At 60.6% G+C, this 20899-nt stretch carries 19 protein-coding genes and 1 riboswitch; of the genes, 9 read left to right on the forward strand and 10 right to left on the reverse strand.

Features of this window, described 5'->3' with window-relative positions; translation table 11 throughout:
* Positions 1–87 precede the first annotated feature (87 nt).
* Both AB6803_RS19580 and AB6803_RS19585 read right to left on the reverse strand, forming a co-directional pair.
* Positions 88–1113, reverse strand: coding sequence for an aldose epimerase family protein (locus tag AB6803_RS19580; protein WP_371110440.1), 1026 nt, complete (start codon positions 1111–1113; stop codon positions 88–90).
* Positions 1114–1361: 248 nt separating this feature from the next.
* Positions 1362–1949, reverse strand: coding sequence for a TetR/AcrR family transcriptional regulator (locus AB6803_RS19585; protein ID WP_371110441.1), 588 nt, complete (start codon positions 1947–1949; stop codon positions 1362–1364).
* A 140-nt stretch (positions 1950–2089) separates the two neighbouring features.
* On the opposite strand from AB6803_RS19585, the gene AB6803_RS19590 reads away from it, so the two are divergent.
* Positions 2090–2647: a DUF308 domain-containing protein gene (locus AB6803_RS19590; RefSeq protein WP_371110442.1), complete on the forward strand. Its 558-nt coding sequence runs from the start codon at positions 2090–2092 to the stop codon at positions 2645–2647.
* Positions 2648–2711: 64 nt separating this feature from the next.
* Here AB6803_RS19590 and AB6803_RS19595 read toward each other — a convergent pair whose 3' ends face one another.
* The 4 genes from AB6803_RS19595 to AB6803_RS19610 form a co-directional block, all read right to left on the reverse strand.
* On the reverse strand, positions 2712–3899 hold the full coding sequence (locus AB6803_RS19595) for a VWA domain-containing protein (RefSeq protein ID WP_371110443.1): 1188 nt from the start codon (positions 3897–3899) through the stop codon (positions 2712–2714).
* Between the two features lie 3 nt (positions 3900–3902).
* Positions 3903–4829 (reverse strand): homoserine O-succinyltransferase, encoded by a 927-nt coding sequence (gene metA, locus AB6803_RS19600; protein WP_371110444.1) that lies wholly within the window; start codon positions 4827–4829, stop codon positions 3903–3905.
* A gap of 50 nt (positions 4830–4879) precedes the next feature.
* Positions 4880–4957, reverse strand: a riboswitch (SAM riboswitch).
* Between the two features lie 80 nt (positions 4958–5037).
* On the reverse strand, positions 5038–5460 hold the full coding sequence (locus tag AB6803_RS19605) for an NUDIX domain-containing protein (RefSeq protein WP_371110445.1): 423 nt from the start codon (positions 5458–5460) through the stop codon (positions 5038–5040).
* Entirely contained in the window at positions 5460–6302 is an 843-nt protein-coding gene (locus AB6803_RS19610; protein ID WP_371110446.1) for an AAA family ATPase, read from the reverse strand. Before AB6803_RS19610 ends, AB6803_RS19605 begins: the two co-directional genes overlap by 1 nt.
* Positions 6303–6469: 167 nt before the next feature.
* Here AB6803_RS19610 and AB6803_RS19615 point away from each other — a divergent pair, with 167 nt between their 5' ends.
* A complete protein-coding gene (locus AB6803_RS19615) occupies positions 6470–8329 on the forward strand; it encodes an ABC transporter ATP-binding protein/permease (RefSeq protein WP_371110447.1) in 1860 nt (619 codons plus the stop codon).
* Between the two features lie 144 nt (positions 8330–8473).
* Here the strand turns inward: AB6803_RS19615 and efp are convergent, their stop codons facing one another.
* On the reverse strand, positions 8474–9043 hold the full coding sequence (gene efp / locus AB6803_RS19620; protein WP_037219139.1) for an elongation factor P: 570 nt from the start codon (positions 9041–9043) through the stop codon (positions 8474–8476).
* A 150-nt stretch (positions 9044–9193) separates the two neighbouring features.
* Here efp and epmA point away from each other — a divergent pair, with 150 nt between their 5' ends.
* The 7 genes from epmA (at position 9194) to AB6803_RS19655 (ending at position 17454) form a co-directional block, all read left to right on the forward strand.
* Positions 9194–10258 carry an EF-P lysine aminoacylase EpmA gene (gene epmA, locus AB6803_RS19625; RefSeq protein WP_371110448.1) on the forward strand — a complete coding sequence of 355 codons (1065 nt, stop codon included), beginning with the start codon at positions 9194–9196 and terminating at the stop codon, positions 10256–10258.
* The gene (locus tag AB6803_RS19630) at positions 10255–11307 is read left to right on the forward strand and encodes a lysine-2,3-aminomutase-like protein (protein WP_371110449.1); all 1053 of its coding nucleotides are present in this window, start codon (positions 10255–10257) and stop codon (positions 11305–11307) included. The genes epmA and AB6803_RS19630 overlap by 4 nt, the downstream gene beginning before the upstream one ends.
* 353 nt (positions 11308–11660) lie before the next feature.
* Positions 11661–11912: an acyl carrier protein gene (locus AB6803_RS19635; RefSeq protein WP_007692247.1), complete on the forward strand. Its 252-nt coding sequence runs from the start codon at positions 11661–11663 to the stop codon at positions 11910–11912.
* On the forward strand, positions 11912–13099 hold the full coding sequence (locus tag AB6803_RS19640; RefSeq protein WP_371110450.1) for an acyl-CoA dehydrogenase family protein: 1188 nt from the start codon (positions 11912–11914) through the stop codon (positions 13097–13099). The genes AB6803_RS19635 and AB6803_RS19640 overlap by 1 nt, the downstream gene beginning before the upstream one ends.
* Positions 13100–13104: 5 nt before the next feature.
* Entirely contained in the window at positions 13105–14013 is a 909-nt protein-coding gene (locus AB6803_RS19645; RefSeq protein WP_371110451.1) for an amino acid--[acyl-carrier-protein] ligase, read from the forward strand.
* A gap of 2 nt (positions 14014–14015) precedes the next feature.
* Entirely contained in the window at positions 14016–14975 is a 960-nt protein-coding gene (locus AB6803_RS19650) for a DUF1839 family protein (RefSeq protein ID WP_371110452.1), read from the forward strand.
* A gap of 7 nt (positions 14976–14982) precedes the next feature.
* Positions 14983–17454 (forward strand): glycoside hydrolase family 2 protein, encoded by a 2472-nt coding sequence (locus AB6803_RS19655; protein ID WP_371110453.1) that lies wholly within the window; start codon positions 14983–14985, stop codon positions 17452–17454.
* A 207-nt stretch (positions 17455–17661) separates the two neighbouring features.
* Here the strand turns inward: AB6803_RS19655 and AB6803_RS19660 are convergent, their stop codons facing one another.
* From AB6803_RS19660 to AB6803_RS19670, 3 genes are read right to left on the reverse strand one after another with little or no spacing between them, the layout of a single operon-like run.
* Entirely contained in the window at positions 17662–18741 is a 1080-nt protein-coding gene (locus AB6803_RS19660) for an ABC transporter ATP-binding protein (RefSeq protein ID WP_371110542.1), read from the reverse strand.
* Between the two features lie 44 nt (positions 18742–18785).
* A complete protein-coding gene (locus tag AB6803_RS19665; RefSeq protein WP_371110454.1) occupies positions 18786–19856 on the reverse strand; it encodes a Gfo/Idh/MocA family protein in 1071 nt (356 codons plus the stop codon).
* Between the two features lie 7 nt (positions 19857–19863).
* Positions 19864–20889: a Gfo/Idh/MocA family protein gene (locus AB6803_RS19670; protein ID WP_371110455.1), complete on the reverse strand. Its 1026-nt coding sequence runs from the start codon at positions 20887–20889 to the stop codon at positions 19864–19866.
* Positions 20890–20899: the final 10 nt, after the last annotated feature.

Raw genomic sequence — 20899 nt, forward strand, 5'->3', positions numbered from 1 at the left:
AGGTGATTCTGACGTGCTGGCTGAAAATGAATCGGCCGGACGCGAGGTGCGCCCGGCCGATGCCAAGGGGAATGAAGTGCTGTCAGCTCAGTTTTTCGTGAAGATATAGTCGGTTTCCTGCCGCAGCACTTCGCCGGGGCGGAGGACGGCATTCGGGAAGCCCTCATGGTTGATGGCGTCGGGCCAAACCTGGGTTTCGAGGCAGAAGCCGGCGAAGGGGCCGATCTTCTGGCCGTCGTGACCGGGAACGGGAACATCGAGCTTGAAGCCGGCATAGAACTGCACGCCGGGCTCGGTGGTACGCACTTCCAGCGAGACGCCGGAATTGACGCTGCGCGCCAGCACCACGGAGCGCTTGGCGGTGCGTTCCGGCGACAGGCAGAAATTATGGTCGTAGAGCGCCTGTTCGGACCCGTCGAAGCGCTTCATCGACGCCATTTCGCGGAAGTCGAAGACGGTACCTTCGACGGAGCGAACTTCGCCTGTTGGCACCTGCTTTTCGTCCGTCGGGGTATAGTGATCGGCGGCGATCATGATGTCGTGGCCAAGTGCGTCGTCGCGGCCGTCGAGGTTGAAATAGGCGTGCTGGCAGACATTGGCGAGGGTCGGCTGGTCGGTTGTCGATTCGTAGGTGACCGACAGTTCGCCGTTGCCATGCACCCAGTAGGTCGCCTGGATCGTACAATTGCCGGGATAGCCGGCGCGGCCATCGGGATCGACGATCTTCAGCACGACGCGATCGGCGGCATGTTCAACGATCGTCCAGTTGCGCTTGGCGATATTGTCCTTGCCGCCGTGCAGATGGGTCACGCCCTTCTCGTTGAGTTCGAGCTGGTATTGCTTTTCGTCCAGCGTGAAGCGGCCGGCGCCGATGCGGTTTGCGCAGCGGCCGGGCGTGGCACCGAAATAGGAGGAATGGGCCGGATAATCGGCGAAATTGTCGAAGCCGAGCAGCAAGGCCGGGCCGTGGCCGTCGAGCCGCAGATCCTGAATGACGGCGCCCCAGCTGATGATATGCGCCGTAAGCCCACCGCCGACGATCTTGGCGCGATAGACTGTTTCGCCGCTCGGCGTCGTTCCGAAAACTTCCCGTTGCAAACTGTTTTCCGTCATATCAGCTCATCCATTCCTATCAGAAATTCGAGGTCAGACCCTGCCCCCATTCGCGCCGATCCGCAACCAGTTCGATTGCGAAATTTAGGCGTGATGGAATGCCTATCAAGGCTTGGTTCGGGTTTCTCTTTATTGGTTTCGGGGTACCAAACTGCGCTGGAAATGTGCAAGGCGTACGACAGGTGAGTGCATTGGTTCCTGTTTGGGCTTACGCAGTCATCCAATGAATGCTTTGACCTGACAGTTCTCTAACGAGCCGGTACCAGCAGCCTGGTGAACTGAGAGGTGACGATTGTGGTGAACAGTTCAGGATCGCCGAACGCTCTTGCAGAGAGCATGGCCCCATGAACTGACGCAATCAGCATCTGAGCCTCCTCTTCCGGCTGCTTGTCCAATCGGAACAGGCCCTGCTCTGCTCCAGTCGCAAGCACCGACTTAAGCCATCTCGCGAGACTATGGAAATGGGCGCGGACACGCGACGCGACCTCCTCCGGCAGCATCTGCATCTCGCCAGCGAGCATGGCACAGATGCAGAAGGACTGTGAGGCGTCGCGAATGCATGTCTGCCAGAAATTCAGATAGGCCCGCAGTTGTTCGGCAGGGCTTGAGAATTGCTCACGAAGAGAATTCAAACCCACTTCCGCCTGCTGCCGGTAGCGATCCACCAGCACCGCGACCAACTCGGCCTTCGTCGGAAAGTGATGGTGGATACTCGCCTTCCGGATGCCGATTGCAGCTGAGATATCGGCATAGCTGAAGCCGTTGTAGCCTCCCGCGACGATGAGAGACTGCGCGGTGTCGAGAATTTTTTCCGAAGTCGAAGTCATTGATTTCATGGTTCAACCTACCTTCTGGTAGGTTGTTTGTCAAGATTGTCGCGATATTTCCGCTTCTCACAGGCATGTGTTCGAAGGCCGAGTTGACACTGGAATTTTGCCTGCCTACTAGTAGGTAGATTACAACAAGGAGTTCCCTAATGCAAAACCAATCTTCGACCCAATCCAACTGGCTGCGATCCTACTATTTCGGACGCGCCATATTCTCCATCGCCTGGATTGCCGCCGCCATTCTCTTCAGCGGGCAATCTCATCTCACCGCCCTTCTGCTTGTGATCTACCCGGCATGGGACGCCCTCGCCAATCTGGTCGATGCCCGGTTCAATGGCGGCCTGAAAGCCAACTCATCCCAGGCATTGAATGTCGTGGTCAGCACGATAACCACGCTCGCCGTGATCGTGGCGATCAGCAACAGCACCTATGCCGTTCTGGCCGTGTTCGGGGTTTGGGCAATCCTCTCCGGCCTCCTGCAACTGTACACGGCGGTCAGGCGTTGGCGTCACTATGGTGCGCAATGGGTGATGATCCTGAGTGGTGCCCAGTCGGCGCTTGCCGGTGGCTTCATGATCAGCCGATCCCTTGGCAGTGCAGCGCCGACGATTCTGGACATCACCCCCTATGTCGGGTTCGGCGCGTTCTACTTCCTGCTTTCTGCAATCTGGCTTGTCGTCGCGGCCTATCGCAACGCAAACGCATAGGCGTGGCCGATCCGCGCCGATCAAGCTCTGTGCCTGGCCCCTCACCAGGCCAGGAGCCAATCGATCACCGCGACAATTCCTTCGTCGCCCTCTCCAGCCCACCGAGGGTCAGCGGATACACCCGGTCGGCAAACAGGCGGCGGATGATGGAGATCGAGGTGGTGTGGCTCCAATAGTCCTCGGGCACGGGGTTGAGCCAGACGCATTTGCGGAAATGGCCGGTCATGCGGTTGAGCCAGACCTCGCCTGCTTCCTTGTTCCAGTGTTCCACCGAGCCGCCGGTATGAGTGACCTCGTAGGGACTCATTGAGGCGTCGCTGACGAAGACGATGCGGTAGTCGGAGCCGAAGGTGCGGATCAGGTCTGATGTCGCGGTGATGTCGACGCGCCGGCGGCGATTGTCCTTCCAGACGCCTTCATAGAGGCAGTTGTGGAAGTAGAAATATTCCATGTGCCGGAATTCGGCGCGAGCGGCGGAGAAGAGTTCCTCGACCACGCGGATATGATCGTCCATCGAACCGCCGATATCGAAGAACATCAGCAGCTTGACCGCGTTGCGCCGTTCCGGCCGTGTCTGGACGTCGAGATAGCCGTGTTCGGCGGTGGAGCGGATCGTGCCGGACAGGTCGAGTTCGTCGGCGGCACCTTCGCGCACCCAGCGACGCAGCCGCTTCAGCGCCAGCTTGATGTTGCGGGTGCCGAGTTCGACGCCATCGTCGAGGTTTTGGAGCTCGCGCCGGTCCCAGACCTTCACCGCCTTGCGGTGCTTGGATGTCTCCTGGCCGATACGCACGCCTTCGGGATTGTAGCCATGCGCGCCGAAAGGCGAGGTGCCCGCCGTGCCGATCCATTTCGAGCCGCCCTGATGCCGGCCCTTCTGTTCGTCGAGGCGCTGGCGCAGCGTCTCCATCAGTTTCTCGAAGCCGCCGAGCGACTCGACCAGCTTCTTTTCTTCTTCCGTCAGATGTTTCTCAGTGAGCTTGCGCAGCCATTCCTCGGGAATGGTGGCCGCCTCGACCGTCTCCGGGCTGCCGCCGATCGCCTCGACGCCGCGGAAGTAATCGGCAAAGACCTGGTCGAAACGGTCGATGAAGCGCTCGTCCTTGATCAGCGTCGCGCGGGCCAGATAGTAGAAGGCTTCGACATCATAGTCGGCGATCCCCTCTTCCATTCCTTCCAGAAGCGACAGGAATTCCCGGAGCGTTACCGGAACCTTCGCTTCCTTCAGTTTCAGGAAGAAGGGAATGAACAAGGGTCAGAGCCTCTCTTCGCCGATATCCTCCAGATCATAAGGCGTGGTCTGGTAGAGTTCGTTGATCCAGTTGCCGAAGAACAGATGGGCATGGCTGCGCCAGCGGTTCTGCGGTGGGATTTCCGGGTCGTTATGCGGGAAATAATTATGCGGCATCTTGATCGGCACGCCGGCATGCATGTCCCGGAAATATTCGTCCGCCAGCGAGGTGGAATCATACTCCACATGATTGAACATGTAGAGCCGGTTGCAGGCCTGTTCGTGCACCAGACAGACGCCCATCTCGCTCGACTCCATCAGAATCTCGAGGTTCGGCACTTTCTCGATGTCGGCGCGACGCACTTCCGTCCAGCGCGACACCGGCACGGCGAAGTCGTCGGAGAAACCGTTGAGATAGACGGAGGACGGCTTCAGGTTCTGATGGCGATAGACGCCGAAGGCTTTCTCCTTCAGCGTATATTTGGGTACGCCATGGAAATGGTAGATCGCCGCCATGGCGCCCCAGCAGACGTTCAGCGTCGAATGGACGTTGGTCGTGGTCCAATCGAGGATCTGCATCATCTCGTCCCAATAGGTGACGTCTTCATACTCCAGCAGCTCGATCGGCGCGCCGGTGATGATGAAGCCGTCGAACTTACGGTGCTTCACCTCTTCCCAGGTCTGGTAGAAGGAGAGCAGATGCTCTTCGGAGGTGTTCTTGGCCTTGTGGCCGCCGACGCGCACCAGCGAGAACTCGACCTGCAGCGGCGAGGCGCCGACCAGGCGCGCCATCTGCACCTCGGTTTTGATCTTGTTCGGCATGAGGTTGAGAAGCCCGATCTGAAGGGGACGGATATCCTGACGGATCGCCATCGTCTCAGTCATCACCCGCACACCCTCATTTTGAAGGGCTTCGAACGCGGGAAGCGTATCGGGAATCTTGATGGGCATCGTTATCACTCGACCAAAAAACAAAAAACCGGCCGCGATCATGAATCGCTACCGGTCCGCACGCGGCCCTTTAGCGACTTATTTAACGTGGCTGCAAGCCGGCCGGCCAAATCACCACAAGGGAAATTCAATAAACCCGCGGCCTCTATCGGTCAATGGGGAAGCTCTTGAGGGAAAAGATCGATATCAGGCCTCATACCGCTGCCCTCTACAGATGTTCAAGGAAGTGCTGCATGCCATAGCCGAGACGCTGCGTCGCTATGGGGATCGGCAGCCAGAAGAAGCGGAAGCGGATCGGGTCGCTGCCGTCGAACGGCGTCATTTCGAGGTGGAGCCAGGTATCTGGCGTCGTTTCGGGCAGGGTGCAGCGGAAATAGTGTCTCTGATGATGGTATTCTCGCCCGTCCTTTTCGAAGCGGTAGTCGTGAATGCCGAGCGGATGCAGGTCAACTGCCGCAAGCCCGGTCTCTTCCTTGAATTCACGTGCCGCCGCTGCCGCTATGTCTTCGCCCGGCTCGACGGTGCCACCGGGAACCTGCAGCTTGACGGCGGGAAAATCCGGCTCGTCGAACACCAGCAGATGCCGGCCGCGCAGCGCGTGGATCAGGACTTTGACGGCATCCGGCTGCATTACTTCCCCTGGCCCCGCGCCATGAAGGCGAGGCGTTCGAAGAGGTGCACATCCTGCTCGTTCTTCAATAGCGCGCCGTGCAGTTTCGGCAGGACGGTCTTCGCATCGCTGCTCAAGGTCGCCGGGTCGACATCGTCGGCGACGAGGAGGCGGATCCAGTCGAGCGCCTCGGAGGTGGACGGCTTCTTTTTCAGGCCCGGCACGTCGCGGATCTCGAAGAATTGCGTAAGCGCCGCCCGCACCAGAGTCTGTTTGATGCCGGGATAGTGCACCTCGACGATGCGCGTCAGCGTCTCGACATCGGGAAAGCGGATATAATGGAAGAAGCAGCGGCGCAGGAAGGCGTCCGGTAGCTCTTTTTCGTTGTTGGAAGTGATGATGACGATCGGCCGGATGGCGGCGCGAATGGTTTCGCCGGTCTCGTAGACATGGAACTCCATGCGGTCGAGTTCCTGCAGCAGATCGTTCGGGAATTCGATGTCGGCCTTGTCGATCTCGTCGATCAGCAGCACGCATTTCTGCGACGCCGTGAAAGCCTGCCAGAGCTTGCCCTGCCGAATGTAATTGCGGACATCGTGGACGCGCTCGTCGCCCAACTGGCTGTCGCGCAGACGTGAGACGGCATCATATTCGTAGAGGCCCTGCTGCGCTTTCGTGGTCGATTTGATGTTCCATTCGATCAGGTCGAGGCCGAGGGCGGTTGCGACCTGACGGGCCAGTTCCGTCTTGCCGGTGCCCGGCTCGCCCTTGACCAGAAGCGGCCGTTCCAGCCGGATGGCGGCATTGACGGCCACCATCAAATCCTTGTCGGCGATATAGTCCGCAGTTCCCTGAAATTGCATCGGAAGGCTTTCATCAATATTTGAGGTGCAAGCTAGCTCCTGGCCTTACTCGGTTCAAGGCATGAGACGGTGTATATATTGAACGTGATCGCCCTGATGCGCTGCATGGATGGACATGTGGGCAGGTGATGGTTAACTGACAATACGTGCGTCGCAGGGAAGTGTTGATGGCAGTTGAAACGCAAGCCGCGCCGAATATTCAGGGAAACGACCGGGTCGGATACGATTTCAGCGTTCTCTATCGGCTGAGGATGATGTTTTCCGCCTTTTGGGGTTCGGCGGTCCGCATCAGGATCATTTCGCTGACGGTCGCGCTGTTCGTGATCATTCTGGTCACGGCGTATGTTCAGGTCCTGCTCAACAGCTGGAATGCGCCCTTCTACGATTCGTTGGCGCGGCGCGATACCGGCGCATTCTTCCACCAGCTCGGCGTTTTCGGCATTATTGCCGGCTCGCTTCTCGTCCTCAATGTGATCCAGGCCTGGTTCAACCAGATGACCGCGCTCTATATGCGCGAGGGTCTGGCGCGCGATCTCGTCGATCAATGGCTGAAGGCCAAGCGCGCGCTTCGGCTTGCCTCCTCCGGCCTGATCGGCGTCAATCCGGACCAACGACTGCACGAGGATGCGCGCAATCTCGCCGAGAGCACCACGGGCCTGGCGATCGGCCTGGTGCAGGCGACCATCCTGCTCCTGAGCTTTATCGGCGTGCTCTGGGAATTGTCCAATGGCATGGTCTTCCATTACAACGACATGAGCTTCTCGATCCCTGGCTACATGGTCTGGGCGGCGATCATCTATGCCGGTTCGGCGTCGTTCCTCAGCCAGTTCGTCGGTCGCCGGCTGGTGCGGCTAAACGCCGACCGCTATTCCAAGGAAGCCGAGCTGCGCTTTGCGCTGATGCATGCCAACGAACATATGCCGGCGATTACTATTGCGGGCGGCCAGGAGAATGAGCGCCGGCGGATCAATCTCGATATTTCCGCCGTGCTTGCCGTCATCCGCCAGCTTGCCATCGCCAATACCAATCTCACCTGGGTTTCGGCCGGTTACGGCTGGCTGGTGCTGATCATTCCGATCCTGGTGGCCGCGCCCGCCTATTTCTCCGGCGGCCTGACCTTCGGCCAGCTGATGGTGGCGGTCGGCGCCTTCAATCAGGTCAACACGGCCTTGCGCTGGTATGTCGCCAATTTCGGCCCGATCGCCGAATGGCGCGCGACGCTGATGCGCGTCACCGATTTCCGCCAGGCGCTGATGGAAATGGACGACACGACGCCGATGCCGCACACCATCACCTTCGACCAGGCGCCTGCCGGTACGATGGTGTGGACCGACATGGAGATTTCCACCAAGACCAGCGAGGATGCCATGGAAAATGGCTTCCGCATTCGCGAGGGCTCGGTGACCATCGCCGCCGGCGAGCACATCATGGTCAATGGCGATCACGGCGTGAACCGCAGGCTGCTGTTTCAGTCGCTGGCGCACCAATGGAATTGCGGCTCGGGCACGATCAGCATGCCGCCGATGGAAGACATGCTGTTCATGCCGCATACGCCCTATGTGCCGGGCGGCACGCTCCGGGAAGCGATCTGTTTCCCCGAGGATCGGGATGCCTATGACGATGCCGCTGTCGAAGCCGCGATGGACAAGGTCGGCCTTGGCCGCCTGAAGGGCCGGCTCGATACGCAGGCGCGCTGGGACCGACTGTTGGACAATGACGAGCAGAAGGCCATCGCCTTTGCGCATCTGCTGCTGGCAAAGCCGAAATGGATCATCCTCGATGAAGTCATGGAAGGGCTGGAGCAGGATGTCCAGGCGAAGTTCTCGGCACTGCTGACGGAATTTGCCGATGCGACCGTGATCTATATCGGCCGCTCCGATGCCTATCTCCAGGCGATGTCGCCGCGCGTCCTGCATCTGCAGGCGCTGGTGCCGCACGAGGAAGAGGTCGCCGCCGCAACCGCGCCAGCGGAAGCGGCCGAGGAGCCGGAGGTGAATAGCAAGAAGGCGAATGCGCCGTCGAGGTAATTGGGGTGGTCACCGGGCACGGCCGTCGATCTTGCGACTATTTGCATGGCCACCCATCTGGCCATCATCATACCAAGGCCCCAAAGCAAAAAACGCCCCGTCAATAAGACAGGGCGTTTTTCATAAAATCACAAGGCCGATCGCTCAGTCCTTGGCGCGCTCGACGTAGGAAACGTCTTCCGTGGCGATGACGACGCGGGTGCCGGCGTTGATGTGCGGCGGCACCAGGGTGCGGACGCCGTTCGACAGGATAGCAGGCTTGTAGGAAGACGATGCCGTCTGGCCTTTGACGACCGGTTCCGTCTCGGCGATTTCCAGGGTGACGTGACGCGGCAGCTGGATAGCCAGCGGAATGCCTTCATGGATCGACAGGACGCAGGTCATGCCTTCCTGCAGGAAGGCCTTCTGGTCGCCCATGGTTTCGACATCGACGACGACCTGGTCGTAGGTGGCCGGGTTCATGAAGTGGAAGCCTTCGCCGTCTTCATAGAGGTACTGGAAGTTCACGTCTTCGACGAAGGCGCGCTCGACCTGCTCGGTGGTGCGCCAGCGCTCGGACACCTTTACGCCATCGACGATGCGGCGCATGTCGACCTGCGTGACCGGCGTACCCTTGCCCGGATGAAAGTTCGCGGCGGTGAGAACGACGTAGAGCTTGCCGTCGACGTCGAGAACGTTGCCCTTGCGGACTGAAGAGGCGATGACCTTGACCATAAGACTTCCTTGTAACTCTGCCTGCCGCGTCGTAGAGGACTGTCGAAGTATACCTCAAGACGCAGCTATTGTTTGCTTGGGGGCGCAACTACCCTAAATCTGCGGAAATAGCCACCCCCCAACCCCGGCGGTCTTGAGAAGAAAGCATCGATGGAGCCAACGAGCAGCAAAGCGTCCCCCTGGTGGACCCGCAGCGTCCATGCGGACCGGCGGCCGTTCCTTCTTGGCCGCAATGCCATTCAGGCGGCGCTGCGCGGTTTCTTCGCGCGCAACGACTTCATCGAGGTTGACACGCCAACGCTGCAGGTGTCTCCGGGCAACGAGGCGCATCTGCATGCTTTCGCCACCGAGGCGCTGACGACTGACGGTCAGAAAGCGCCCTTCTATCTGCACACCTCGCCGGAATTCGCCTGCAAGAAGCTGCTTGCCGCGGGCGAGGAGCGCATCGCCTGTTTCGCCCATGTCTACCGCAATCGCGAGCGCGGGCCGCTGCATCATCCGGAATTCACCATGCTGGAATGGTATCGGGCCGGCGAGACCTATGAGACGCTGATGAGCGATTGCGCCCAGTTGTTGGCGCTGGCGGCGGAGACCGTGGGCGCGCGGAAGCTGACCTATCGCGGCGCGGAGACCGATCCGTTCCTGGCGCCGGAGCGTATCAGCGTTGCCGCCGCCTTCGAGCGTCATGCCGGGATCGACCTGCTCGGCTCGGTCGGCCTCGACGGCTTCACGGATCGTGAGCATCTGGCAGCCGAGATGCGGCGTGTCGGCATGCGGGTTGCCGATGATGATCATTGGGCCGATCTCTTCAGCCGTGTGCTGGTCGAGAAGGTCGAGCCCTATCTCGGTTTCGGCCGGGCGACGATTCTTGATGAATATCCGGTCTCGGAGGCCGCTCTTGCCCGGCCTTCGGCTCGGGATCATCGCGTGGCCGAGCGCTTCGAGCTCTATGCCTGCGGCGTCGAGCTTGCCAATGCTTTCGGCGAACTCACCAATGCCAAGGAGCAACGGCGGCGGTTCGAGATCGAGATGGCGGAGAAGGCGCGGATCTATGGCGAGACCTATCCGCTGGATGAGGACTTTCTGCAGGCCCTTGCCGTCATGCCGGAAGCGAGCGGCATTGCGCTGGGCTTCGACCGGCTGGTAATGTTGGCGACCGGGGCTTCCAGGATCGAGCAGGTGCTCTGGGCGCCGGTGTCGGAGTTTGGTTCATGAATGTGATGCGCCCAATCAGAACTGTCGATGATCTCGAGCAGGCCGGATTGATCGATAGCGCTGAGGCGCTGTCGCTGGAGGCGGTGACGGAGCGCTATGCCATCGCTTTGACGCCGACGATCGCCAGGCTGATCGACCGTACCGACCCCGCCGATCCCATCGCCCGGCAATTCGTGCCTGACATGGCCGAACTCGTCGTCACGCCGGAAGAGCGGGCCGATCCGATCAGCGATCATGCCTATAGCCCGGTCGAGGGCATCGTCCATCGCTATCCCGACCGTGTGCTGTTGAAGGCCGTGCATGTCTGCCCGGTCTATTGCCGTTTCTGTTTCCGCCGCGAGATGGTCGGGCCGCAGGGGCTCGGCACGTTGGATGGCGCGGCGCTCGATGCCGCCTTCACCTATATCCACGATCACAAGGAGATCTGGGAGGTGATCCTCACCGGCGGCGATCCGCTGGTGCTGTCACCACGCCGGCTGGAGGAGATGCTGCGGCAGCTTGCCGATATCCAGCATGTGAAGATCGTTCGCTTCCATACCCGCGTGCCTGTTGTCGATCCGCTGAAGATCGACGGGGCGCTGATTGCGGCGCTGAAGGCGAGCGGCAAGACCGTCTATGTGGCGCTGCATGCCAACCATCCGCGCGAACTGACGGCGGAGGCGCGCGCCGCCTGTGCCCGGCTGGTGGATGCCGGCATCGTGCTGGTCAGCCAATCCGTGCTGCTGAAGGGCGTCAATGATGATCCGGATGTACTGGCTTCATTGATGAAGGCTTTCGTCGAAACGCGGATCAAGCCCTATTATCTGCACCACCCCGATCTCGCGCCCGGCACCAGCCATTTCCGCCTGACGATCGCTGAGGGACAGGCAATCGTCGCAGCGCTGCGGGGTCGCATCTCCGGCCTTTGCCAGCCGACCTATATTCTTGATATTCCCGGTGGCCACGGCAAGGCGGATATCGGCAAGAGCGCTGTTCGTGACGTTGGCGAAGGTTGCTATTCCATCTCGGACTATCGCGGCGGCGAGCATCTCTATCCGCCGGAGGGATAATGAAGCCGTTTTCAGCTCCTGTGTTGTTTTGCGCTATCTGCAACTCCAAATTTCATAGGAACTCGCGTGGAAATTTGGCACATTAACCTTGCTGCGACGTGCCGTTTTTTCTTACGTCCTTGCGGATAAATTTTAGCATTATAAAATATTGCGCTATAAACGACAGGTTGCATGGCTTAAATATCGTAAACTTTATTTAGATAGGTCTTATATTAAAGATATTCTTGCTAAGTATAGCCTCGTTATATTTACCACGTCGCTTAGTGGAATGTTCTATTTTACCTGTTACTTCTCAGGCGAAGATAAGACCGCGTTACTGTGGTCGTGTTGTAATTGCCTGGAGGGACGACAGGATGAATGAGACGATTCGCGATTTGCTGGCCAAGTTCGGCGCACTTCCCGTTACGATGGACCAGATTGCCGACGATGCCGATCTCTATGCGGCGGGGCTTTCCTCCTTTGCATCGGTGCAATTGATGCTCGGTATCGAGGATGCTTTCGACATCGAGTTTCCCGACAATCTGCTCAACCGTAAGTCCTTTGCCAGCATCGTTGCCATCGAAAAGACCGTCGGCATGATCCTGGATAGCCGAAAGGTCGCCTGATGAACGTGGCGGTCGCTTTGGTCGGGGCCGACGACGCGATGGTGGTACGAGCAGCGCGTGTCGCGGCGATCGCGGGCAAGCATGCCGATGCGGTCGATATCGAAGGACGCTTCCCGCGCGAAGCGGTGGATGCGATGCGGGCCGAAAAGCTGCTGTCGATCCAGATCCCTGCCGATCTTGGCGGCGAGGGCGCGTCGATCACCGAAATCGCCGAGCTCTGCTCCATCCTTGGGCAGGCCTGTGCCGCCAGCGCCATGGTCTTCGCCATGCATCAGATCAAGCTGTCGAGCTTGGTCGAACACGGTGCCGGCAGCGACTGGCATCGGGATTTCATGCGCCGCATCGCCAGGGAGCAGCTTCTGCTGGCCTCGGCGACCACGGAAGGCGGCATTGGCGGTAATCTGCGCAACAGCATCTGCGCTATCAAGGTCGAGGGTGACAGCTGCTTCCTGGAGAAGGATGCGACCGTCATCTCCTATGGCGCCCATGCCGATGCGATCCTGATCACCTCGCGCAGCCATGCCGAGGCGGCCTCCTCCGACCAAGTGCTGACCGTTTTCCTTAAGGATCAATACACGCTTGAACGCACCGTCGAGTGGAACACGCTCGGCATGCGCGGCACCTGTTCCGACGGCTTCCTCTTCAAGGGTGAAGCGCCGGCCGTGCAGATCCTGCCGAAACCCTTTGCCGAGATTGCCGCGCAGTCGATGCTGGCAAGCTCGCATCTGCTCTGGAGCGGCGTCTGGTACGGCATTGCCGCCGATGCCGTCGCCCGCGCCCAGGCTTTCGTGCGCGCCGCCGCCCGCAAAACGCCCGGCACTCAACCGCCCGGCGCACTGCGGCTGGCGGAGGTTTCCGGCCTGCTGCAGATGGTGAAGTCCAACGTCGTCGCCGGTCTGAAAACCTATGAAGAGGCCAAGGCCGATGCCGATCGGCTCTCCTCGATGGCCTTTGCCGTCGCGATGAACAACGTCAAGATCGCGTCGTCGGAGATGATCCTTCCGATCATCAACCATGCCATGCTGATCTGCGGCATCATGGGCTACAAGAACGGTACGCCCTACAGCCTCGGTCGCCATCTGCGCGACGCCCATTCCGCTCAATTGATGATCTCGAACGACCGCATTCTCGGCAATACGTCGACCATGCTGCTCGTCCACAAACAAGATACCAGCCTGTTGGGGTAATCGTCATGGATATGCAAACATCGTTTCTCGACCGTCTTTTCGAATCCGGTCTTCTGATCGACACCGGCGTCGACGGTCTTTATGGCCGCAGCGGCCAGTTCGAAGATGTCATTGCCGCCTTCGAGCGGCTGATCGACAGGTTCGGCGGCGCCGATGGTGCCGAAGCCATCCGCTTTCCGCCGGGCATGAACCGCGCCTTCTTCGAGACGAGCGGCTATATGAAGAGCTTTCCGCAGCTTGCGGGCACTGTGCACAGCTTCTGCGGCAACGAACTCGACCATATGAGCCTGTTGAAGTGCATGGAAGTCGGCGAAGATTGGACCAAGGACCAGGAGGCGACCGATATCGTGTTGACGCCTGCCGCCTGCTATCCGCTCTATCCGACGGTTGCTAAGCGCGGCGCATTGCCGGAAGCTGGTGCGCTCTTCGACCTGCAATCCTATTGCTTCCGCCATGAGCCCTCCAAGGATCCGGCCCGCCAGCAACTGTTCCGCATGCGCGAATATGTCTGCATGGGTACCGACAAGCATGTGACGGATTTCCGCCAGAGCTGGATGGATCGTGGCATCGAGATGATGAAGGCCGTCGGCCTCGACGTCGTCATCGATGTCGCCAATGATCCCTTCTTCGGCCGCGCCGGCAAGATGCTTGCCAACAACCAGCGCGACCAGAACCTGAAGTTCGAGCTTCTGATCTCGATCACTTCGTCGGCCAACCCGACCGCCTGCATGAGCTTCAACTATCATCAGGACGCCTTCGGCGCGAAATGGGGCCTGAACTTTGCCGACGGCAGCGTCGCGCATACGGCCTGCGTCGGTTTCGGCCTGGAGCGCATCGCGCTGGCGCTGTTCCATCATCATGGTCTCGATACCAAGGATTGGCCCGAGAGCGTGCGCAAGGCGTTGTGGGGCTGATCGTGGCTTCCATCTTTGCGGGCCTCGATCCTGCCGCCTACAAACCACATGCGTTGCACGACAGCGAGCGCATGTGGCCGGAAACCAATTGCTACATCGATCTCTGGATCGAAGTGCTGGCGAGCTTGAACCTGCCGCCGGAAGCCATGCTCGGCTTCACGATGGGCCAGGATTTCGAGGGTGACCAGTTTACCTTCTTCAAGGTGCCGCTCGAAGACCTCGAAGCGCTCTACGGCATCCGCTGCACCGAGCTTGCAATCTACGACAAGGTCGAGCGCCATGTCGCCGAGCAGATCGGCCGCGGCCGGCTCTGCCTGGTGGAGATGGATTCCTTCTACATGCCCGACACCCAGGGTGTGGGTTATCGCCGCGAGCATGGCAAGACGACCGTTGCCATCAACCGGCTGGATCTGGCGGGCCGCGAGCTCGACTATTTCCACAATGGCGGTTTCTTCCAGCTGTCGGGTGAGGATTTCGACGGGCTGTTCCAGCTGCATCTGACGGACGAAGACCTGCCCTTCCTGCCCTATACGGAATTCGCCAAATTTCCGCAGAACAAGCCCGGCGAGGCGGCTATCCGGCAGACGTCGCGGCAACTCCTGGCCTTCCATTTCCGCCGCCGGCCCGTCGCCAATCCCATCCGCGCCTTCGCGACGGTCTTTCCGGCGCAGGTGGAAGCCGTAGCCGAGCGACCCTTCGGCTTTTTCCATAAATATGCCTTCAACACGCTGCGCCAGCTCGGCGCCAATTTCGAGCTGGCGGGCAGTCATCTCGATTGGCTGTCAGCGGATTTTGCCGAGGTCGCCAGCGAAGCGCGTCGGATTTCGGAAGTGGCGAAATCGGTGCAGTTCCAACTTGCCCGTGCCATCACGCGCAAGAAATTCGAGCCGTTGCAGACGGCGCTTGATCCGGCGGCGGATGCATGGGATTCCATGATGGGGCTGCTGGAACAAAAGCTTTAGGGATCCAATGCACGGGCGTTTGGCTGATATCAGCGGCAAGACGCTGCTGAGCGAAGGGTGGAATCTGGTTCTGACGGATGCGGGCGCCTGTGCCTCGCCTTCGGACCTGTCGTCTTCGGCCGGTCTCATCCCGGCACCGGTGCCGGGCACCGTGGCCGAGGCGCTGGAAAAGGCGGGGCTTTTCGACCGGGAACATCCGCATCCGCTGAACGACCGGGACGCCTGGTATCTCTGCCGGTTGGTCGATGCCGAGGCTGGCAATGCGGTGCTGCGGCTCGAGGGATTGGCGACACTCTGCGACGTCTTCCTGAACGGCCGAAAAATCCTCGTCTCCGAAAGCATGTTCGAAACGCATGATCTCGCCGTTCACCTGCAGGGCGGCGACGATCTGGCGCTTTGTTTCCGCGCGCTCGAGCCGCGTCTTGCCGAGCCCGGCCCGCGCGCCCGCTGGCGGCCGCAGATGATCACGCCGCAGGGATTGCGGCTGGTCCGTACGACCCTGCTTGGCCATATGCCCGGCTGGTGCCCGGAAATCCATGCCGTCGGGCCATGGCGGCCGGTGTCGCTCCTGCATGCGCATAAGCCCGTCATTCGCGACCTTTCGCTGCGTCCCGACCTGCTGGAGGATGGCGAGGGTCGGCTTTATGCCTCGTTGTCGATCGAGGGGCATGTCAGCGACGTCAGCCTTCGTTGCGGGGAGTTCGAACAGGCTTTCGAGCGAGATAGCCATGGCCGTTGCACGGCGATCCTGAAAATCCCGGGCGCGACGCCATGGTGGCCGCGCACGCATGGCACACCGCACCTTCACGACGTCACGCTGGTCGTCGATGGCGTCGAGCATTCGCTTGGGCGCACCGGTTTTCGCCGGCTAGCAATTGATCGCGGGGCTGACGGCCGGGATTTCGGCCTGATCGTCAATGGCGAGCGCATCTTCTGCCGTGGCGCGGTCTGGACCACGGCGGATATCGTGCGGCTGCCCGGTGGCCGCGACGATTACGAGCCCTGGCTGCGGCTGGCGGCGGAAGCGGGCATGAACATGATCCGCATCGGCGGCACCATGGCCTATGAGACGCCGGAGTTCTTCAAGCTCTGCGACGAGTTCGGCCTGCTGGTCTGGCAGGATTTCATGTTCGCCAATTTCGATTATCCGAAGGGTGACAAGGCTTTTAACGCTCATGTCGAGACGGAAGTCTCACAGTTTCTTGGCCATACACGCCTGTCGCCATCGCTCGCTGTGCTTTGCGGCGGCAGCGAGATGCATCAGCAGGCGGCCATGCTCGGTCTGCCGGAAAGGTTCTGGGCAAGTCCGATCGTGGAGGAGATCATTCCGGCGGTCGCGCAATCGCTGCGGCCCGACGTGCCCTATGTCATCAACTCACCCTCCGGCGGCGCCATGCCGTTCTCCGCGAATGAAGGGGTGACGCATTACTACGGCGTCGGCGCCTATATGCGGCCGCTCGACGATGCGCGCCGTGCCGATGTCCGTTTCGCCGCGGAAAGCCTGGCTTTCGCGCATGTGCCGCAGGCCCGGACGCTGTCGCGGCATCTGCCGGTTCCGGCGGTGCATAGTCCACTATGGAAGGAGCGCGTGCCGCGCGATCGCGGCGCATCCTGGGATTTCGAGGATGTGCGCGATCATTATCTGACGGAACTCTACGGCTTCGAGCCGGATCGGCTGCGACGCGAAGATCCAGACCTCTATCTCGCTCTGTCGCGTGCCGTCACCGGCGAGGTCGCGGAAGAGACCTTTGCCGAATGGCGCCGGCAGGGTTCGGGCTGCAATGGCGCGCTGGTCTGGACGCTGCAGGATTTGTTGCCCGGCCCCGGCTGGGGTGTGATCGATTCGACCGGCGAGCCGAAGCCCGTATGGTATGCGCTCCGTCGCGCCTTCCGGCCGGTGCAGGTGCTGCTCACCGACGAGGGCACCAATGGCCTCGATGTGCATGTGATCAACGAGAGTGATGCGACGCTTGATCTCCATCTTGAAGTTTCCTGCCTGCGCGACGGACGGCAGAGGGTCGTGGGTGGAAAACGAGAGCTGTCGATCAAGGCTCGTTCCAAGAACAAGATCGCCTGTACCGACATCTTCGGCGCCTTCTTCGATACGACCTATGCCTTCCGTTTTGGCCCGTCATCGCATGATGTCACGGTGGCGCAGCTTACGGCACGTGACACGGGTGCGTTGATTGCTGAGGCTTTCCATTTTCCCTTGGGCAGGACGAAAGCCTTTCACGAGGCGGAAATCGTGGCGTCCGTTTTACAGCAGGATGGGCAGTGGTTTCTCGATCTGCGCAGCGATCGGCTGGCGCAATCAGTCCAAGTCGATTTCGATGCCTATCGGGCAGAGGACGACTGGTTCCACCTGGCGCCTGGTGTGACACGACGGCTGCGGCTTCAGCCGAGAGTCGGAATTGCGGTCGGGACCGTTCCGACAGGCCAGGTCAAAATTATCGGTAGCCGGCGAATAATCGAAGTTTGATGGTCGGTGGTAACTTCCAAGTCATTGAAATTGCAAGAGCAGAGGTTTGTTTCTTGCGCCGGTAGGCCGGAAACTGAATGCGTCTCTGCCTACCCCGCTCTTGTAAAAACCAGGAATTAGACGAGGGACGAACCCTCGCCTAATTCCCAGCTTCTGCGTTCCCGCCCACCAGGGGCGAGACAGGCCCCACCTGCGTCAGCAGCCTTTTTACAACGTTGTCCCATCCGGTCCGAACAAATGACAGCGCTCGGGATCGATGCGGATATTCACCGTTTCGCCGGCGCGGATCGCCTGTTGGTCCTCCAGCGCGATGGTCAGTGACTGGCCTCCGTGCAAGGTGGCATAGAGAATGGTCTGGCCGCCGAGATGCTCGACTAGGTCGACATGGGCGCTGCCAAGGGCCAGGCCGCGATCGCCGACGTTCAAATGTTCCGGCCGTGCGCCGAGCGTGACGGTGTCGCCGGGCTGGATGCCACCCAACCGGCGCGGCAGGCGGATGGTCTGGCCGTGGAGGTCGATGACGGCCGAGCCGTCGTCGGAGGCGACGATCTTGGCATTGAGGAAGTTCATTTTCGGCGAGCCGATAAAGCCGGCGACGAACTTGTTCTTTGGCTTGTTGTAGAGATCGAGCGGCGCGCCGACCTGCTCGATCTTGCCGCCGTTCAGCACGACGATCTTGTCGGCCATGGTCATGGCCTCGGTCTGGTCGTGGGTGACGTAGATCATCGTGTTGCCGAGGCGCTGGTGCAGGCGGGCGATCTCGACGCGCATCTGAACGCGCAACTCGGCGTCGAGGTTGGAGAGCGGCTCGTCGAAGAGGAAGATATTGGGTTCGCGCACGATGGCGCGGCCGATGGCCACGCGCTGGCGCTGGCCGCCGGAAAGCTGCTTCGGCTTGCGTTGCAGGAGCTGGGTGATCTGCAGAACCTCTGCCGCCTTTTCGACGCGCGGATGAATGTCCTGCTTCTTCATGCCGGCCGTCTCCAGGCCGAAAGCAAGGTTTTTGTAGACCGACATATGCGGATAAAGCGCATAGGACTGGAACACCATGGCGATGCCGCGCTTGGAGGCGGGGACATCGTTCATGCGGGTGCCGTCGAGATAGAGCGTGCCGCCGGAAATCGGCTCTAGTCCGGCGATCATGCGCAGCAGCGTGGACTTGCCGCAGCCGGATGGGCCGACGAAGACGGTGAATTCCCCCGGTTCGATCTCGAGGTCAATGCCGTGGACGACCTGAAGTTCGCCATAGCGCTTGATGATCTTCTGCAGCGAGACGCTGGTCGCCATGGGCCTGTCCTCCTTGTTCGTCCTGATGGCTCGCGGGGCAACGTTCATGCCGGCCTCCAGCTCTTGTATTTCGTGCTTTCCGGGCCGACCGGAAATCGGACTTCGGTGCGCGTTTCCGACGATTCGTAAAAGGCGGTCACCAGTTCCAGCGCCTGACGGGCGTCGACGGTGGTCACCGGCAGCGGGCCACCGGACACCAGTGCCTCATGGAATAGCTTCATCTGCGTGTTAAAGCGGATCGGCACAGGCTGCCAGTCCGCCAGCAGCGCGTCGATCTTCTCCGCAATCTCGTCATTGGCGGGCACGATTTTCCACGGATCCTGGCCGGGGCTATAGGGTTCGTGGTTGCTCTCGATCATCACGTTCTCGAAGCAGAGGCGCAGGCGGCTGATCTGCTCCTGCGAGCCGAGCGTGGCGCTGATTGTCGCAAGCGCGCCGTTCTGCATCAGCAGACTGGCGCTGGCGCAATCTTCCACCTCGATATCGTTGACGCGGGTGGCGACGCGGCCGAAGAGGCCAGCGATCGGTCCCATCAGATAGGTCAGCATGTCGTGCAGGTGGATCGAATGCGTCATCAGCACACCGCCGAGTTCCGTCGCCCATTTGCCGCGCCAGGGGACCGCATAATAGTCGGCGCCGCGCACCCAATGGGTCTCTGAAGTGGCGACATAGGCTTTGCCGGCAATACCGGCCTCGATGATGCGCTTGGCCTTCTGGATGCCGTCGCCATAACGATACTGGAAGATCGGCATCAGCCGGCCCTTGGCCGTCTTCTCCGCGGCGATCACGGCGTCGATATCCGCGAGCGAGCCGACCAGCGGCTTTTCGCAGACGACGCTCTTGCCGGCGGCGAGCGCCTGCACGATCATTTCGAAATGCGAGCCGGGTGGCGTGCAGATATCGATGACGTCGATATCCGGCATGTTCAGCACCTCGACGAAATCCTTGAGGCGTCTGGCGATGCCGAATTCGTCACCAACGGCGTTCAGGCGTTCCTCGTTGAGATCGCAAAGCACGGCGACCTCGAAGCGGTCGGAATGCGGCAGATAGCCTTCGACAATATGGGAGCGGCCAATGCCGAGACCGATGACCGCGACTTTCTTGATGTCGGACATGTCCAGATTACCTCTGCAAGCTGTTGAGCGATGTCGCTTCGGCCAGAGCCTGGGCCTTCAGCGCCAGCTCCATGGCCTTGAAGCAATGTTCCTGCCCCATCGCGGTTTCGGTGCGGTCGCGGATATCGGCGGCCAGTTGCCGGCCGAAGGGCAGCTCGACCTCGCTGCAATCGATATGCTGCATGCCTTTGCGGTCGGTGAGGAAGAGATGGTCCGTGCCGGGACGGCCGGCGACATCGATATATTTGCGCAGTTCGATCGTTCCCTCTGTGCCGACGATAAACAGGCGGCCATCGCCCCAGGTGGAGAGGCCATCGGGCGTGAACCAGTCGACGCGGACGTAACCGGTGACGTCAGGCGTTCTCACATGGAAGTCACCGTAGTCCTGCAGGCCCGGTGTTTCCGGATTGGCGCGGTTCGAGACGGTAGCCGACAGGATCTCGGCTTCCAGCGATCCGGCGAAGAACAGGAACTGTTCGCATTGATGCGAGGCGATGTCGGCGATGATGCCGCCATAACGCTTGCGGTCGAAGAACCACTCCGGCCGGGTCGGCTTGCGCAGCCGGTGTGGGCCGAGACCGGTGGTGTGGATGACCTTGCCGATGGCGCCGGCCTTGACCAACTCGCCGGCCTTGACGGTCGATGCCGTCTCGAAATGTTCGGAATAGAGGATGGAGACGATGCGCTTGGTCTCGGCCTGCACCCGACGGACCTCAGCAAGCTGATCCAGCGTCACCATGCCCGGCTTGTCGAGCATCACGTCCTTGCCGTGGCGCATGGCCTCGATCGCAAGGCCGGCCCGCTCGCTGGAAATCGCGGCGCTGACGATCAGCGCGATGGAGCGATCTTCGAGGATCTCTCTCTTGTCGGCAACGCGCTTTGCCTGCGGAAAGCGCTCCGCGAAGACGGCGGCAAGGTCGTCCTCGATGGCGTGGAAGGCAACCAGTTCCGCGCCTGCCCGGAGCATGACGTTGACCTGGCCGTAGATGTGATCGTGGTTGATACCGATGGCGGCGAAGCGCAGGGCGCTCATGCGATATTCC

This window comes from Rhizobium sp. RCC_161_2 (assembly GCF_041355235.1).
In the GTDB taxonomy this organism is placed as follows: domain Bacteria; phylum Pseudomonadota; class Alphaproteobacteria; order Rhizobiales; family Rhizobiaceae; genus Rhizobium.